This is a genomic window from Pseudomonas alcaligenes (assembly GCF_041729615.1).
Classification (GTDB): Bacteria; Pseudomonadota; Gammaproteobacteria; order Pseudomonadales; family Pseudomonadaceae; genus Aquipseudomonas; species Aquipseudomonas alcaligenes_B.
In genome coordinates this window covers 2,434,629-2,449,478 of the sequence record NZ_CP154874.1, presented here as the reverse complement: position 1 = coordinate 2,449,478, position 14,850 = coordinate 2,434,629, and the positions used below count along the sequence as shown (strand labels likewise).

Annotated in this window: 16 protein-coding genes; 7 read left to right on the top strand and 9 right to left on the bottom strand. The window is 68.6% G+C overall.

Annotation, left to right across the window (positions count from 1 at the left end; translation table 11 throughout):
- The first annotated feature begins 5 nt into the window (after positions 1 to 5).
- Together AAG092_RS11905 and AAG092_RS11900 are read left to right on the top strand one after the other, a co-directional pair.
- Positions 6 to 1,373, top strand: coding sequence for a glutamine synthetase family protein (locus tag AAG092_RS11905; RefSeq protein WP_110680631.1), 1,368 nt, complete (start codon positions 6 to 8; stop codon positions 1,371 to 1,373).
- A gap of 73 nt (positions 1,374 to 1,446) precedes the next feature.
- Complete coding sequence (locus AAG092_RS11900) at positions 1,447 to 2,202, top strand: SDR family NAD(P)-dependent oxidoreductase (RefSeq protein ID WP_373386851.1); 756 nt, start codon at positions 1,447 to 1,449, stop codon at positions 2,200 to 2,202.
- 4 nt (positions 2,203 to 2,206) lie between these two features.
- Here AAG092_RS11900 and AAG092_RS11895 read toward each other — a convergent pair whose 3' ends face one another.
- Positions 2,207 to 2,929 (bottom strand): tetratricopeptide repeat protein, encoded by a 723-nt coding sequence (locus tag AAG092_RS11895; protein WP_373386850.1) that lies wholly within the window; start codon positions 2,927 to 2,929, stop codon positions 2,207 to 2,209.
- 181 nt (positions 2,930 to 3,110) lie between these two features.
- On the opposite strand from AAG092_RS11895, the gene AAG092_RS11890 reads away from it, so the two are divergent.
- Positions 3,111 to 3,593, top strand: a complete 483-nt coding sequence (locus tag AAG092_RS11890; RefSeq protein ID WP_373386849.1) for an acyl-CoA thioesterase — start codon at positions 3,111 to 3,113, stop codon at positions 3,591 to 3,593.
- A gap of 27 nt (positions 3,594 to 3,620) precedes the next feature.
- Here the strand turns inward: AAG092_RS11890 and AAG092_RS11885 are convergent, their stop codons facing one another.
- Together AAG092_RS11885 and AAG092_RS11880 are read right to left on the bottom strand one after the other, a co-directional pair.
- Complete coding sequence (locus AAG092_RS11885; RefSeq protein WP_373386848.1) at positions 3,621 to 4,988, bottom strand: PepSY-associated TM helix domain-containing protein; 1,368 nt, start codon at positions 4,986 to 4,988, stop codon at positions 3,621 to 3,623.
- A gap of 56 nt (positions 4,989 to 5,044) precedes the next feature.
- Positions 5,045 to 5,407 (bottom strand): DUF2946 family protein, encoded by a 363-nt coding sequence (locus AAG092_RS11880; RefSeq protein WP_373386847.1) that lies wholly within the window; start codon positions 5,405 to 5,407, stop codon positions 5,045 to 5,047.
- Positions 5,408 to 5,528: 121 nt separating this feature from the next.
- On the opposite strand from AAG092_RS11880, the gene AAG092_RS11875 reads away from it, so the two are divergent.
- A complete protein-coding gene (locus AAG092_RS11875) occupies positions 5,529 to 5,933 on the top strand; it encodes a DUF3301 domain-containing protein (protein ID WP_110680626.1) in 405 nt (134 codons plus the stop codon).
- Here the strand turns inward: AAG092_RS11875 and blaOXA are convergent.
- The 4 genes from blaOXA to AAG092_RS11855 are packed head-to-tail and all read right to left on the bottom strand — an operon-like array spanning position 5,930 to position 8,814.
- Positions 5,930 to 6,712 carry a class D beta-lactamase gene (gene blaOXA / locus AAG092_RS11870; protein ID WP_373386846.1) on the bottom strand — a complete coding sequence of 261 codons (783 nt, stop codon included), beginning with the start codon at positions 6,710 to 6,712 and terminating at the stop codon, positions 5,930 to 5,932. The two genes, AAG092_RS11875 and blaOXA, sit on opposite strands and share 4 nt — an antisense overlap.
- Positions 6,709 to 7,074: a hypothetical protein gene (locus AAG092_RS11865; RefSeq protein ID WP_373386845.1), complete on the bottom strand. Its 366-nt coding sequence runs from the start codon at positions 7,072 to 7,074 to the stop codon at positions 6,709 to 6,711. Before AAG092_RS11865 ends, blaOXA begins: the two co-directional genes overlap by 4 nt.
- A 1-nt stretch (position 7,075) precedes the next feature.
- A complete protein-coding gene (locus AAG092_RS11860) occupies positions 7,076 to 7,957 on the bottom strand; it encodes an alpha/beta fold hydrolase (RefSeq protein WP_373386844.1) in 882 nt (293 codons plus the stop codon).
- 56 nt (positions 7,958 to 8,013) lie between these two features.
- Positions 8,014 to 8,814: an alpha/beta fold hydrolase gene (locus AAG092_RS11855; RefSeq protein ID WP_373386843.1), complete on the bottom strand. Its 801-nt coding sequence runs from the start codon at positions 8,812 to 8,814 to the stop codon at positions 8,014 to 8,016.
- A 179-nt stretch (positions 8,815 to 8,993) separates the two neighbouring features.
- Here AAG092_RS11855 and AAG092_RS11850 point away from each other — a divergent pair, with 179 nt between their 5' ends.
- A complete protein-coding gene (locus tag AAG092_RS11850) occupies positions 8,994 to 9,614 on the top strand; it encodes a TetR/AcrR family transcriptional regulator (RefSeq protein ID WP_373386842.1) in 621 nt (206 codons plus the stop codon).
- A gap of 22 nt (positions 9,615 to 9,636) precedes the next feature.
- Here the strand turns inward: AAG092_RS11850 and AAG092_RS11845 are convergent, their stop codons facing one another.
- Together AAG092_RS11845 and AAG092_RS11840 are read right to left on the bottom strand one after the other, a co-directional pair.
- Positions 9,637 to 10,989, bottom strand: coding sequence for a DUF1329 domain-containing protein (locus tag AAG092_RS11845; protein WP_373386841.1), 1,353 nt, complete (start codon positions 10,987 to 10,989; stop codon positions 9,637 to 9,639).
- Positions 10,990 to 11,000: 11 nt separating this feature from the next.
- Complete coding sequence (locus tag AAG092_RS11840) at positions 11,001 to 12,761, bottom strand: DUF1302 family protein (protein WP_373386840.1); 1,761 nt, start codon at positions 12,759 to 12,761, stop codon at positions 11,001 to 11,003.
- Between the two features lie 225 nt (positions 12,762 to 12,986).
- Here AAG092_RS11840 and AAG092_RS11835 point away from each other — a divergent pair, with 225 nt between their 5' ends.
- Positions 12,987 to 13,820 carry an alpha/beta hydrolase family protein gene (locus AAG092_RS11835; protein ID WP_373386839.1) on the top strand — a complete coding sequence of 278 codons (834 nt, stop codon included), beginning with the start codon at positions 12,987 to 12,989 and terminating at the stop codon, positions 13,818 to 13,820.
- A gap of 165 nt (positions 13,821 to 13,985) precedes the next feature.
- The gene (locus AAG092_RS11830; protein WP_373386838.1) at positions 13,986 to 14,816 is read left to right on the top strand and encodes a plasmid partitioning protein; all 831 of its coding nucleotides are present in this window, start codon (positions 13,986 to 13,988) and stop codon (positions 14,814 to 14,816) included.
- The last annotated feature ends 34 nt before the right edge of the window (positions 14,817 to 14,850 follow it).

Below are 14,850 nucleotides of genomic sequence, written 5' to 3'. Positions count from 1 at the left end.
CCACCATGCAATTCGCCAACCCCCAGGAAGCCCGCGACTTCCTCGCCCAGCACCCCGAGGTGCGCCTGATCGAGCTGATGCTGATCGACGCCAACGGCATCCCGCGCGGCAAGCTGCTGCACCGCGACGAGCTACTGGCGATCTACGAGAACGGCCGCCCGCTGCCCAGCTCCATCCTCTCGCTGACCATCCAGGGCGAGGACGTCGAGGCCAGCGGCCTGGTCTGGGAAGTCGCCGATGCCGACTGCTGGACCTACCCGATCCCCGGCTCCCTGACCCTGCAACCCTGGCGTGCCACGCCCACCGGTCAGGTGCAGGTGAGCATGCACCCGACCCAGGGCCAGCCGGCCGCCGCCGGCGACCCGCGCCATGTGCTGGCGCGCGCCATCGACCGCCTCAAGGCCGACGGCTACCACCCGGTGATGGCGGTGGAGCTGGAGTTCTACCTGCTGGACAAGAACCGCGACGCCAATGGCCGCCCGCAGCCGGCCGTGCAGGCCAACGGCGTGCGCCCGCAGGCGCCGCAGGTGTATGGCGTGCTGGAGCTGGAACAGCAGCAGGCCTTCCTCGATGACCTCTACAGCGCCTGCGAAGCCCAGGGCCTGCCGGTGCGCACGGCGATCTCCGAGTACGCCCCCGGCCAGCTGGAGCTGACCCTGGAGCACCGCTTCGACGCCCTGCAGGCGGTCGACGAAGGCATCCGTTACAAGCGTCTGGTCAAGGGCGTGGCCAACAAACATGGCCTCATTGCCTGCTTTATGGCCAAGCCGTTCGGCGACCTGGCCGGCAGCGGCCTGCATATGCACGTGTCGCTGGCCGACGAGCAGGGCAATAACCTGATGGCCTCGGAAGACCCGCACGGCACCCCGCTGCTCAGGCACGCCATCGGCGGGATGATGGCCACGCTCAACGACGCGCTGGCGATCTTCTGCCCCAACGCCAACTCCTACCGCCGCTTCCAGGCCAACAGCTACGCGCCGCTGGCCAAGAGCTGGGGCGTGAACAACCGCACCGTGTCGTTCCGCGTGCCCGGCGGCCCGGCCAAGAGCCGCCACGTGGAGCACCGCATCTGCGGCGCCGACGCCAACCCCTATCTCGCGGCGGCGGCGATCCTCGCCGGCATCCACCACGGCATCAAACACCAGATCGACCCGGGCGAGGCCATCGTCGGCAACGGTTACGAGCAGGCCCGCGAAACCCTGCCGACCGACTGGCTGACCGCGCTGCGCACCCTGGAGCAGTCGGCCTGGGCCAAGGAAGCCCTCGGCGAGGACTTCCTGAAGATCTTCCTGGCGATCAAGTGGGAAGAGTTCCGCCAGTTCGTCGGCGAAGTCGGCGAGCAGGATTGGCGCTGGTACCTGACCCACGCCTGATGTCCACCTACAAGGCCAGCCCCCACCGGCTGGCCTTGCTGCATCTGCCCCCTCCCCCTTTGCAGGAGTCCGTATGCAACCCGTCGTACTGATCACCGGCGCCGCCGGCGGCCTCGGCCGTGCCCTGGCGCAGCGCTTTCACCAGGGCAACTGGCGGGTGGCGGTCACCGACCAGAACGCCGCCGGCCTGGCCGAACTGGGCCACGAGCTGCCGCTGGCCGGTTCCATCCCTGCCGACCTGCGCACGGCCGGCGCCTGCCAGGAGGTGCTCAGCCGCGTACTCGGCCGGGTCGGCCGCCTGGACGCGCTGATCAACGCCGCCGGAATCTGGCGCGAGGGGCCGGTGGAAGACTTCGCCGAGGAGGATTTCGACCTGGTCATGGCGGTCAACCTCAAGGCGCCCTTCTTCATGTGCGCGGCGGCCATCCCGCACCTCAAGGAAACCCGCGGCTGCATCGTCAACATCTCCAGCGACGCCGGCCACCAGGGCAACCGCAACGCGGCCGCCTACTGCGCCAGCAAGGGCGGTTTGACGCTCCTGGGCAAGACCCTGGCGCTGGACCTGGCGCCGCATGGCGTGCGGGTCAACACGGTGTCGCCCGGCGATATCGACACGCCCATGCTGCAGTTCCAGGCCGAGCGCTACGGCAACGGCAACCCGCGCGCCTACTTCCGCGAGCTGCTGGACAAGTATCCGCAGGGCGAGCAGGCGCGCTTCGTGCAGCCCGCCGAGGTGGCCGAGCTGGCCTACTTCCTCTGCCAGCCGGGCGCGGCGGCGATCACCGGCGCCGACCTGGCCATCGACCTGGGCCTGTCCGCCGGCAAGTGACGGCTCAGAACTGCGCCGCGCCGCTGGTCTTGTAGTAGCGGCCAGCGACGCCGATACCGGCGCCACCGTAGGCCTGGCAGCGCTCGCCCGGCACCTCCAGCACGCGCAGGTCGGCGCCTTGCCACAGCAGCTCCACGGCGCAGCCCTGCTCCAGCCCGGCATCCGTCAGGCGGAAATGCGGCCCGGAACCGCTGATGCGGCCAGTCAGCTCGCCAATCGCCGCCGGTCCATAGTCTTCGACCTGGAAGCCGGCACGCAGCGGGCTGAAGAACACCTCGTAGCCCTGCCCCTGGCGCTGGATATCCAGGCTGCTCCACAGGCCCTGGCCGGCGTAGCGCAGGTAGTGCCCCTCGACGCTGGCGGCCAGCGCCGCGAAGTCCAGCGCCTGCGCCACCTTGCCCAGATTATGGCGCGTGGCCGCGCCGCTGAAGCCGCGGTCCAGCGCCACTTCCAGCCAGGCGCGGGCCATGCCCGGCTGGCCGGCCCTGAGGTTGGCCAGCATCAGGTTGTTCAGCGCCAGCTCCTCGCCGCCGCCGGCATCGCCGTTGGCCTGCTCGGTTCGCCGCAACTGGCGCTCGAAGGCGGCGATGGCCTGCTCGTAGCGGCCAGCCTGGTAGGCGGCAGTACCGGCCTGGTTGCAGGCCGTGGCGCTGGCGCAGTCCTGCTCCGCGGCGGTGCAGGGCGCGCCGAATGGGAGCAGCAGCAGGGGCAGGAAATGGGCGCGCATGGTCGGCCTCCTCGGGCAAAGGCCCAAGCTTAGCGGGCCGCCACCGCCCATGCCGGGTAGCGGCCACAAACTTGCATGGCGCGGGCGCCGGCACAGCGAAGATGTAAGGCAGAACCTATAACAAGAAGCAGACCCGCAGGACTGCAACGCCGGCGCATATTCATCTGCCTATGAGATACCCATGGAACTTGGAACCAACAAACTGTCGATGACCGTCCTGATGACGCCGGACATGGCCAACTTTTCCGGCAACGTGCACGGCGGCACCCTGCTCAAGTACCTCGACGAGGTGGCCTATGCCTGCGCCGCCCGCTATGCCGGCAGCTACGTGGTGACCCTGTCGGTGGACCAGGTGATCTTCCGCGAACCGGTGCACGTCGGCGAGCTGGTCACCTTCCTCGCCTCGGTCAACTACACCGGCCGCACCTCGATGGAGGTCGGCATCAAGGTGGTCACCGAGAACATCCGCGAGCGCTCGGTGCGCCACACCAACAGCTGCTTCTTCACCATGGTGGCGATGGACCCCAAGGGCCAGCCCAAGCCGGTGCCGCCGCTGCAGCCGGAGAGCGCCGACGAGCAGCGGCGCTTCCGCCAGGCGCAGCAGCGCCGGGTGATCCGCGAGGAGCTGGAGCAGCGCTACCAGTTCCTCGACGACGAGGGCTGACCTCCCGCCGCAAGGCGGGCGAGAGCATCAGCCGGCGACTGCCTCGGTCCCGCGCCGGGTCAGGCGCTGGCCGAGCCAGTCCAGCGCCAGCATCAGCAGTAGCGAGGCGCCCACCAGCGGGAACAGCAGGCCGAGGCCGAACATGATCGCTACCCCGCCCTTCCACAGCGGCAGGTCGTGGCGCAGCGGCGGCACGCCGAAGCGGCCCTGCGGACGGCGCTTCCACCACATCACCAGGCCGCTGACCGAGGCCAGCAGGATCAGCAGGCACACGCCGAGCATCAGCAGCTGGTTGGCCAGGCCGAACAGCTTGCCCTCGTGCAGCATCGCCCCGCTCTCCACCGCCCGCGCCACCAGGCCGTAGTCGGCCCAGCGGATATCCGCCAGCACCTGGCCGCTGTACTGGTCCAGGTGCAGGGTGGCGTCATTGCGCGGGTCGTCGGCGAACAGGGCGACGGTGAACACGCCCTTGTCGTCGGCCGGGAAGCTGACGCTGTAGCCCGGTTGCACGGCCAGGCGGCCGGCGGTGTCGACCACCTGCTGCAGGCCGATGCGCGCGGGCGCTGCCGACGCCGCATCGGTGTGAGCGTGGTGTGCGGCATGCGGGTCGGACTGCGGCAGCGGCGTGTTCTCCACCGCCCAGGCCACGGTCTGCCGGGCCGCCGTGTTGAGGCTGCGCGCCTGCAGGTCCGACTGCGGCACCGCGTCCCACATGGCCGCCGGGAAGTGGTTCCAGGCCCCGGCGAATTGCGCCCCCCAGAAACCGGTCCAGGTCATGCCGGTGAGCAGCATGAACAGCAGCACGGCGCTGCCCCAGAAGCCGGTCACCGCATGCAGGTCGCGCCACAGCAGGCGCCCGCGGGCCGACAGGCGCGGCCACAGCACACCGGCGCCGCCCTGCCCGCGTGGCCACCAGAGGTACAGGCCGGACACCACCAGCACCACGCCCCAGCCGGCGGCCAGTTCGATCAGGCGGTCGCCGACGGTGCCGATCAGCAGCTCTCCATGCAGGGCGCGGGCGAGAGCCTGCAGGTTGTTCGCCGCGTCCTGCTGGCCCAGTAGCGTGCCGCTGTAGGGATCGAGGAACAGGTTGGTCTTGCGTCCGTCGAGCTGGGCGACGAACTGCGCGCTGCTGGTCGCCGTCGCCGGCGGCAAATACTGGCTCACCTTGGCCTGCGGCAGCGCCTGCTGCAGGCGCGCCAGCTGCTGGTCGGCGGACAGCGGCGTGGCGGCCGCCTGCACCCTGAGCAGCTCGGGATACATCAGCTGGTCCAGCTGCGGCTTGAACAGGTAGACGATCCCCGTCAGCGCCAGCAGGATCATGAAGGGAATGACGAACAGCCCGGCATAGAAGTGCCAGCGCCAGGCCAGGTGGTAGAAGGATGGCGTGCTCACGGGAAAGACTCCGCAATGGTCGGATCGGCAGGCTCTGCGGCCTCGGGTGACGAAGATCAGACGGAGCGGAGCGGCGGCGCGCGCGGCGGCGCGTCGTGCGCGGCCAGGCGCCCGCGCGAGGCGTGCGGCGCGCCAGGCAACCCGGCGCCCACCGCCGGCAGCACATTGCTCGCGGCCATGGCCGGGGCGCCGGGCAGCGCCGGGCTGGACAGCAGCAATGTGCAGTAGCCGCACTGCGCCCACAGCGGCGCATCGTGGCCCAGGGGCTCGTGGCCACCGTCGCCGCAGGCCATCTCGCTCATCCACGCCGGCACGGCGCTGGCCCCCACGGCCTGCGAGAACAGCGGCGCGGCCAGCAGCAGGAACATGGCCAGCAGGGCCAGGCGCGCGGTGTTCTGGAGATGGCGGGTCGAGGTCAAGGGCGGGCTATCCGGGCGGGCGGGGGCGCCGCCGGCAAGCATAGCCGCTACCGGGTGGCTCGGCGACAGGCCGCGCCGGCGCGGATCGGTTAAGCTTGCCCGAGGGACTGCCGGAGCCGCCATGATCGACCTGCTGGATGTGCTGTTGCTGATGCTGTTCGCCGCCGCCTGCGCCTGGCTGTGGCGCGGCCATGGCATTCGCGAGCGCGCCCTGCTGCTGGCCAAGCAGCACTGCGCGCGCCTGGACGTGGAGCTGCTGGACGGCAACGTCGCCCTGCGCCGCCTGCAGCTGGTGCGCGACGCCCGCGGCCAGCGCCGCCTGGCGCGCCTCTACGACTTCGAATTCACCGTCACCGGCGAGCAGCGCCTGCGCGGCACGGTGCAGATGTTCGGCCAGCGTCCCGGGCGCATCGAGCTGGATGCGCACCCCTTCCACGCGGCCGGGGCCGATGACGCCAAGGTGATCCGCCTCGACGACTGGCGCCGCGAGCATCCGAAGGGCGACGAGCAGCGCCGGGTCGACTAGAGCAGCCCGAGCGCGCGCAGGCTGGCCTTGCCCAGCTCGATGCGACGCGGCAGGTCCTGCTCGCCGCGCATGTCCATGTTCAGGGCGAAGCTGTACAGCCGACCGTCCTGTTCCAGCCAGCCGACCCACCAGCCGATGCCCGGCTCGCGCGCGGTGCCCCAGCCGGTCTTGCCGTACAGCTTCCAGCCCGGTCCCTGTTCCAGCAGGCAGATCTCGCGCACCTGCGCCTGCACCGCCGCGGGCAGCGGCAGGTGGCCCTGCGCCAGGCGGGCGAGGAAGCGGGTCTGCTCCAGCGCGCTGATCGCCAGCGGGCCGTCCAGCCAGAAACGGTCCACCACCGTGCCGATCTCGCCGTTGCCGTACTGCAGCGCCGCCACCTGGCTGCGCATGCGCGCCAGGCCGATGCGCCGCGCCAGCTCCTGGTAGACCGGCACGTTGGAGACCCTGATCGCCTCGCGCAGGCCCATGTCACGCTCCCAGCTGTCGAGCATGCGCGGCTGGCCGTCGTAGCGGAACAGCTCGTCGACGCTGGCCACCGCGCCGCTGTCCAGGCCGATCAGGCTGTTGGCGATCTTGAAGGTCGAGGCTGGCACGAAGCGCGTCGCGGCGCGCGGCGCGTTGTAGCCGCGCAGGCCGCCGCTGGCGACGTCGTGCAGCACGAAGGTAGCGTCGACCCCGGCCGCCGCGAACAGCGGCGCCAGGGCCGGGACTTCCTCCAGCGGCGCGGCGCGGGCGGTGGCGCACAGGCTCAGCAACAGGCTCAGGAGCAGATGCTTCATGGGCGTTCCTCGGGGTTGTCCAGTTGCGCCAGGATGGCGCGCCACTCGGCGCGACAGGCGTAGGTCATGGGCCGGCGCAGCAGGCGGCAGCGACAGCGGTGCAGGCGGCCGCGCGCCTGGTTGCGCCGGCATTCGGCGAACAGCCACTGCGGGGCGAAGCCGCTCCACACCCCGGCCGCGCTCCAGGCGTTGAGCCAGACCGCCGGCGCCACCTCGCAGTGGAAGATGTGCTGCAGCTCCTGGCGTGGCAGGCCGCTGGCCCGCAGCACGCGGACGATGTGCGCGAGGCCGACGGGCCCCGGCTCGCTGTCCAGCCACAGCTCGGACAGCGCCAGCCAGACATCCTCGCGACTGGCGCCCATCTCAGGCTCCGGGCAGGAGGAAAGCCAGGACCCGTGCGGCGGCGGCCTCGGGGTGTTCCTGCATGAAGCAGTGCCCGCCGGGGACTTCGGCGATGCTCACCGCGGCATTGAGCGCGGCCAGGCGCCGTGCCGACTGGCCGACGAAGGGGTAGGTCTTATCGCCGTAGAGCAGCAGGCTCGGCGTGGCGATGCGCGCCAGCGAGGGCCACAGGCGCCGGGGGAAGGAGCTGAAGATGTCCACCTCGCGGCTGGGCCGGCACTTCAGCTCGACGCCGCCCTCGGCGCTGTCCTTCAGCGCATGGTCGACATAGGCCTGCAGCGCCGCATCGGTCCAGCCGCGGAAGATGCCCTTGCCCTGCAGCAGAGCGAAGGCGCTGGCGCGATCCGGCCAGTGCCGGCGGCGGCTGGCCGACTTCTTCGCCATCACGTTGCGCCGGTGCAGACCGAGCAGCTCGGACAGCGCCATCACACCGATCATCGGCTTGCTGAACAGCACCGGGTCGAGCAGCACGGCGCGCTCGAACAGCTCGGGGTGGCGGGCCAGGATCAGGCAGGTCAGCACCCCGCCGAAGCTGTGGCCGAGGGCAAAGCGCGGCACCTCGCCGAAGATCCCGCGGCCGGCCGCGAAGGCCTCCACCGCCAGCTCGGCGCTGCGGTTCCAGCCATGGAAACGGCCGCCGTGCTCGCTGTCGCCATGGCCCTGGGCATCGCACAGCCACAGGTCGAAGTGCTCGGCCAGGTCGGCCAGCATCGGCTCGTAGGTACGCCCGCAAAAGCCATTGCCATGCAGGAAGTGCAGCAGCGGCTTGCCGCTGGGCGGTGTGTGCCAGCCACTCAGGGTGAAACCGGCGGAAGTGGGATGGGACCAGGGAAGCAGGTGCATGCAGACAGGACCACGGCGGAAAACTGCGGCCAGTGTAGCGATGCGCCGCGCCCGAGTCAGGCCGACAAAGGCGACGAATGTTCGGTGATAAAGGTCTGTAGCAGCTGGTTCAGGCGCTGCGGCTGGTCCAGCGGGGTGGCATGACCGGAGTCCTCGATCACTTCCAGGCGGGCATTGCGCAGTTGCGCGAGGTAGGTGCGCTTGTAATCCACCGGTGTGTAGTCGCGGTCACCACTGACCACCAGCAGTGGCACCTCGGCCTGCCCCGCCGCCGGCAGCGCCGACCAGCCGGGGATGGCGCGCATGGCGTGCAGGTAGGAGGTACGGTCATTGCCGGCGATGCGCTCGGCCACCCGCTCGCGCAAAGCCTGCTGCTCGGGCTTGGGGAACAGCTTGCCGGCCAGCATGCGCGCCAGCGCCGGCAAGCCGAGCAGGCGCACCAGGCCCAGGCGCAGCCAGACCTGCGCGCGGATCTTCCAGGAGTCGAGTGGAAAGCTCGGCGCGCTGTTGACCACCACCGCCGCGCGCACCAGTGCAGGCTGGTCGGCCAGCAGCTGGAAGGTCAGCATGCCGCCCATGGAAATACCCACCAGGGTGCACGGCGCGATGTCCATGGCGCGGATGAAGTCGGCCACGTCCGCAGCCAGCTCGGCCATGCTCACCGGCGCCCGCAGCGGCTCGCTCTGGCCGTGGCCGCGCACGTCCATGGCGAACACCTCGCAGTGCTGCGCCAGGTGCTCGATCTGCGGCTGCCAGTCGAGCAGCGAGGAACCCAGGCCGTGCAGCAGCAGCACCGGGCTGCCGCGCCCTTGGCGGACATAGGCGAAACGGCCATTGGGCAAGTTCAGATAATCCATGAAAGTTATTCCCTGCACTATTGAATGACAATTAATCGATATTTCCGCAGCAACTTTCAGACAAAACAAAGTTGCTCGAGCGGATAACTTTTAATACCCGCCTTATTTGCACTTCCGTGTTATTTGCCTTGCCCTGGCAAACCCCCTAGAATCGATCAGCGCCGTTTCGAGAATTGATCATGTACAGCATCGCCAGCCCCACCCAGGCACGCAGCAAGAAGGCTCTGGAGCGCTTCCTCAACGTCGCTGCCGACCTGCTGGCGAACAACCAGTTCGAAGAAACCGGCATCTCCCAGATCGCCCAGCTGGCCGAGTCCTCGGTCGGCACCTTCTACCGCCTGCTCGGCGACAAGGACGTGCTGCTGTACGCCGTACACCAGCACTTCGTCGAGCAGAGCCGCACCGCCGTGGACAGCCTGGTGGCGGATCTGACGCGCCAGCCGCTGCCGCTGGACGCCCAGGTGGAGGCCTTTATCCGCGGCGTGGTGCGCCTGTTCGACGGCAGCGAGGGCCTGCTCCGCGCGCTGATTCGGCGTAGCTCGATGGACCCGCAGTTCCGCCAGCGCTTCCACCAGCTCAACGCCCACATCGGCCAGGCGTTCGCCAGCATCGTGCTGAGCCACCGCGACAGCCTGCAGCACCCCGCCCCGGAACAGGCCGCCGACCTCAGCGCACACATGCTGCTCTCCGGCCTGAACTACCTGACCATGGTCGGCAGCCTCGGCACGACCCCCCGGGAACATATCCCGGGAGAACTTTCGCGACTGGTCTGCAATTACCTGCAAGTGTCCCCGCACTGACCCACTTATATATTCAAGCGGGTCAGCGACGACTGTCACGGCGTAATTGTGCCGGGGTGAAATCGGTCGGCTTCAGGGCAATATCGAACTGTTCCGCCGGTTCTTCATTGGACAATATGCCGATCACATAACGGCCGCCGATCAGGTCATATACGGCGTCGCCCTTGGTCCATACCAGCGGCTGGTCATACAGGTTGATGGTGTAGGACTCGCCGAGGCGCCACAGGTTGTCGCGGTTGTCGTAATGGTCAACCACCAGAATCTGATAGCTGTCCTCGTCGAAGTACAGATCGCGCTGCTTGTACTGGTGGCGCTGGCCGGCCTTGAGGGTGGCGCGCACGTGCCAGACGCGGTGCAACTCGTAGCGCAGCAGGTCCGGATTGACGTGGCCGGGCTGGACGATGTCGCTGTACTTGTTGGTCTTGGCTGCGAAGCGGTAACTGTTGTAGGGCACGTACAGCTCCTGCTTGCCCACCAGTTGCCAGTCGTACTTGTCCGGCGCGCCGGAGAACATGTCGAAGTTGTCGGTGGTGCGCATGCCCTCGGAGGCGGTGCCGGGCGAGTCGTAGGCCACGTTCGGCGTGCGCCGCACGCGGCGCTGGCCGGCGGCGTAGAGCCAGGCCAGGCGCGGTTCCTTGACCTGATTGACGGTCTCGTGGACCAGCAGCTCGGTGCCAGCCAGGCGCGCCGGCGCCAGCACCGACTGGCGGAAGTAGAACAGCACGTTGCCGTTGTCCTTGGCGTAGTCGCCGGCGTCCTGGTTGAACAGGAACAGGTCCTCGATCTGGGTCATGAAGTAGTCGCCGCTGGCGTGCGGCACGGCCTGGGCGTAGTAGCGCTTGACGCTGTCGCCGCGGTAGCGCACCAGGTGGTTCCACAGCACCTCAAGGGCCGACTGCGGAATCGGGAAGGGCGTGGCCACTTTGAAATCGGCGATGCCGTTGCCGTTCTCGATCAGCCTGGCGCTGGCGGCGTTGCCCTTGATCGCGGCATACACCTTGTCCGGGTAGGAGGCGGAGCGACGGCTCGGGTAGACGTTGAGCTTCCAGGTGCCGGAATAGCGCTTGAGCATGGCCAGCTGGCCGGGGCTGAGGTTGGCGCGGTACTGCTCGGCATTGGCGGCGCTGATGCTGAACAGCGGCTGGTCGGCGGCGAAAGGGTCCTTGTAGCCGAGCTTGGCGTCGAAGGCGCCACTGTCCTTGGCCAGGCCGCCGTCCCAGGCGGGAATGGTGCCGGCGGCGTTGCCGGCCTTTTCCGCGCCCAGCGGGGTGAGGTCCTGGCCGAGACGGGCAACCTGGTCGGCGCCGACCTGGGCCAGGGCCGGGGTGGCGGCCAGCAGGGCAGCGGCCAGCAGGGTGATTCGCAGACTGTGCATGGCGTTCCCTCTCAGAAACTGTATTTGACGTTGAAGGTCAGGTAGTCGCGGTCGGTGCGCTTGTTGGAGATACCGCCGCCGCTATAGCCGACGTACTTGGCGCCGACCGTCAGCGATTCCTGGTAGATCGCGTCGAGGCCCACCGACCAGCTCTGCGCTTCCTCGTCCAGGCCGTTGGTGAGCTGGGGCGCCACGCCGTTGATGCTGTACTGGTAGCCAACGCTGGGTACCAGGTTCACCAGGTTGAACACGTTGGTGTAGGTCAGCTGCAGGCTGGCCTGGGCGCCGTAGGCGCTGCTGGTGGCCTCGTAGTAGTCGACGTCCGACTCCAGGCCCTGCACGCGGCTGGCCACCAGCTCGGAGAACAGCGCGGCCGAGTCCGAGCCGAGCAGGCCGTTGAAGTTGTAGATGGCGGCCAGCGAGGCCTGGAACATGTCCTTCTCGCGGTAGCCGTCGAGGCGGGTGCCGACCGGCAGGCCGTCCGGGTTGAGCAGCGCGGTCGGCAGGTACTCGTTGAGGCCGAGGGCGATCGGCGTGTCCGGCCGGTAGCTCAGCTCGCCGGCCAGCGACAGGCCGTTGAACAGGCTGTCGCCGCCGATCGAGGTGTTGAAGCTGATGCCGAACAGGTCGCGCTTCTCCAGGTACTCGGCGTAGTAGCGCGAGCTGCTGGCGTCGGGCAGCGCGCCGACCACCGGCAACACCACCGGCTGGCCGACGGTGAGGCCGATCATCGGCACCTGCATGTTGTAGCGCAGGTAGTAGAAGCCCAGCTCGGTGTCGTTCAGCTCCGGCACGTACCAGCGCAGGGCCAGGCCGTACTGGGCGGAGTCGTCGCCGTCGATATCCTGGGCACGCGGGATGAAGGTGGTGGGGATGTAGCCGCGCAGCAGGTCGTTGACCAGGCCGGGCGCCAGGCTGTTGGCCCAGGCCTGCGCGGCGGCCGGGCTGTCGAAGGCCAGCGCCTCGCCGACGCGGCCGGTGATCTGCTCCTGCAGCGGCGCGGCGGACAGGTACTCGCAGTCCTCGCCGAGCGGGTCGAGGGTGGAGAAGTAGGTGCCGCAGGGGTCGATCTTCGAGGCTTCCCAGGCCTTGCCCGGCTGCCAGTAGCCTTCCACGGTGAGGTTGTCGCGCAGTTCAAAGGAGCCGTAGACCATGAAGGTCGGCATATAGGCCTCCTTCACTTCCGAGCCGGGCGCGCGCAGGGCGTTGATGTCCACCGGGTTGGTCGCGCCGATGCCGTTCTGATAGAACAGCCCCTCGCCCCAGTTGATCACCTGACGCCCGAGGCGGGCGTTGAGGTCGCGCTCGCCCACCGTCCAGCTGCCGTAGACGAAGGCATCCAGCAGGTCGATGCTGGAGCCGGCCTCGTCCAGGCCGCCGTCGCTGATCTCGCGGTGGCGGCGCGAATCGTCCTCCAGCTCGAAGTCATAGAAGGCGCGGCCACGGATGAACACGCCGTGGCGCTCCTGATAACGCAGGTCCATCTCCGAGACGACCTTGACCATCTCGGAGAACAGGTCGCCCTTCCTGAAGTTCAGATTGCCGTCGTCGGAGTTGATCAGCCCCGAGTTGCTGCCGCTGCCGCCGTTGGCACGGGCGATCAGCTTGTCGTCCTGGCCCTCCATGCGGTAGCTGACGCCGTAGGAGACGGTGGTGTCGAGCGAGGTGGTCCAGTCCCCCGAACGCACCTGAAACGCCTGCGCCAGCCCCAGGGGCAGGGTGCCGAGCAATGCCAGGCCGGCGACCGCCAGGCCTCTTCCTTGATGTGCCACGATGACCTCCAGCTGTTGTTTTTATCGGAATCGGAACATCGGTTCCGTTGCAATGTAGAAGTCGATCAGAACCCTGGCAAGTCACGGCCGATATTTTTCTGCCGCCTCCCCGCTCGCTTAGCGCCGCCATCCATCGATTGCCGGAAATATGGCGCCAATTTTTGGTGATATTCCCGCCAGCCGGGCGTCTACTCCCCTGCGTTCCATCGATAGCAGGAGTAGCCCATGCCTACTGTCCGTTCCTCCCTGATCCTCGGCGCCGCCCTGCTGGCGGCCGCCAACCTGCCACTGCAGGCCCAGGCCGCCTCGCGCTGCACCTCGACCGCGACCAGCATCAGCTGCAGCGCACAGTCGGCCTGGATCGACTCCGGCAGCGCCGGCCAGCGCAAGGTGGTGTTCCAGGTGCCGACCGGCAGCGCACCCAGCACAGGCTGGCCAGTGGCCCTGCTGTTCCACGGCTCGCTGGTGCGGGTCAGTGGCTTCACCTACGCCAGCGATGCGCCCTTCGGCGGCTACCACCAGGGCGAGCTGGTACGCGCCCTGCTCGACAGCGGCTATGCGGTGATCGCCCCCAACGCGCTGACTGCCGCCGAGGCCTGGCAGACCAACGACCCGCAGTACGCCGAGGACTACGCGGCGAGCAACGATCAGCTGTTCTTCAACAACCTGTTCAAGGCAATGGGCGCCGGCCGCTTCGGCAAGCTCGACCCTGCGCGCTGGTACGCCACCGGCATCTCCAGTGGCGGCTACAACACCAGCCGCATGGCCTTGTCCTTCCCTGGCCGCTTCAAGGCGCTGGCGATCCAGTCGGCCTCCTGGGCCACCTGCGTCGGCGCGCGCTGCCAGGTACCGCAGACGCTGCCGGCCGCCCATCCGCCGACCCTGTTCCTCCACGGCATGGCCGACCGCGTGGTGCCCTGGAGCAGCATGCAGCCCTACCATGACCGCCTGCTCTACCAGGGCGTGGAGACGGCCCTGCACAGCGAGGCCGACGGCGGCCACGAGTGGTTCGCCGCTTCGCCCGTAAAGATCCTCGACTGGTTCCAGCGCCACCCCTAAGCCCGCCCGCCCCGTCCGCCCGGACGGGGCCACTCCGGCCAGCACAGCTGCTGACCGCGCCCGCAGCGCCTTGCCCGACGTGCACCTGCAGCATTTGACGGAATCGGAATTCCTGTTTCTATTCAGTAGGCAGTACGCCCAACAACAACGCCGGAGATCGCCGCCATGATCGCTTCCCGCACCCTGCTCTACTGCCTGCTCCTGCTCTGCTCCCTGCCCACCCTGGCCGACTCGCGCTGCAGCGAACGGCCGAAGTCGCTGTTGTTGCCCGCCAAGATCAGCTGCAGCCACCAGACCACCTGGATCGACTCCGGCGTGATCGGCGCTCGCCAGGTGATCTACCAGACGCCGCTGGGCACGCCGCCCGCCGGCGGCTGGCCGGTGGTACTGGTCTACCAGGGTTCGTTCTTCCCGCTGGACAACTTCACCTACTACAGCAACCAGCCGTTCGGCGGCTTCTACGAGGGTAAGCTGATCCGCACCCTGCTCGACAACGGCTACGCGGTGATCGCCCCCAGCGCGCCGGCCGACCTGTTCTGGCAGACCAATATCCCCGGCCTGGCCCAGGCCTACGAGCTGAGCACCGACTACGACTTCCTCGGCAACGTGCTGGCGGCCATCGCCGCCGGCCACTTCGGCCCGCTCGATGCGCAGCGCCAGTACGCCACCGGCATCAGCAGCGGCGGCTACAACACCAGCCGCATGGCGGTGTCCTTCCCCGGCAAATTCCGCGCCCTGGCCATCCAGTCCGGCTCCTATGCCACCTGCAGCGGGCCGCTGTGCGTGGTACCGGAGCTGCCCGCTGACCACCCGCCGACCCTGTTCGTGCATGGCTTCATCGATGCGGTGGTGCCCTGGTGGAGCATGGACCTGTACTACGACCGCCTGCTTTATCAGGGCATCGAAACGGCGCGCTACACCGAGCCGCTGGGCGGCCACGAGTGGTTCGCCGCCTCACCGGGCAAGATCCTCGCCTGGTTCGCGGCCCACCCATAACGCCAAACGCATCACAAACTGGCAATCTGCTACC

Bases quoted from the DNA above. Each gene is read 5' to 3' on its own strand.
- AAG092_RS11900 (WP_373386851.1), top strand. From the start codon at position 1,447: ATGCAACCCGTCGTACTGATCACCGGCGCCGCCGGCGGCCTCGGCCGT.
- AAG092_RS11895 (WP_373386850.1), bottom strand. From the start codon at position 2,929: ATGCGCGCCCATTTCCTGCCCCTGCTGCTGCTCCCATTCGGCGCGCCC.
- blaOXA (WP_373386846.1), bottom strand. From the start codon at position 6,712: ATGAAGCATCTGCTCCTGAGCCTGTTGCTGAGCCTGTGCGCCACCGCC.
- AAG092_RS11850 (WP_373386842.1), top strand. From the start codon at position 8,994: ATGTACAGCATCGCCAGCCCCACCCAGGCACGCAGCAAGAAGGCTCTG.
- AAG092_RS11890 (WP_373386849.1), top strand. From the start codon at position 3,111: ATGGAACTTGGAACCAACAAACTGTCGATGACCGTCCTGATGACGCCG.
- AAG092_RS11830 (WP_373386838.1), top strand. From the start codon at position 13,986: ATGATCGCTTCCCGCACCCTGCTCTACTGCCTGCTCCTGCTCTGCTCC.
- AAG092_RS11860 (WP_373386844.1), bottom strand. From the start codon at position 7,957: ATGCACCTGCTTCCCTGGTCCCATCCCACTTCCGCCGGTTTCACCCTG.
- AAG092_RS11875 (WP_110680626.1), top strand. From the start codon at position 5,529: ATGATCGACCTGCTGGATGTGCTGTTGCTGATGCTGTTCGCCGCCGCC.
- AAG092_RS11865 (WP_373386845.1), bottom strand. From the start codon at position 7,074: ATGGGCGCCAGTCGCGAGGATGTCTGGCTGGCGCTGTCCGAGCTGTGG.
- AAG092_RS11835 (WP_373386839.1), top strand. From the start codon at position 12,987: ATGCCTACTGTCCGTTCCTCCCTGATCCTCGGCGCCGCCCTGCTGGCG.
- AAG092_RS11855 (WP_373386843.1), bottom strand. From the start codon at position 8,814: ATGGATTATCTGAACTTGCCCAATGGCCGTTTCGCCTATGTCCGCCAA.
- AAG092_RS11905 (WP_110680631.1), top strand. From the start codon at position 6: ATGCAATTCGCCAACCCCCAGGAAGCCCGCGACTTCCTCGCCCAGCAC.
- AAG092_RS11845 (WP_373386841.1), bottom strand. From the start codon at position 10,989: ATGCACAGTCTGCGAATCACCCTGCTGGCCGCTGCCCTGCTGGCCGCC.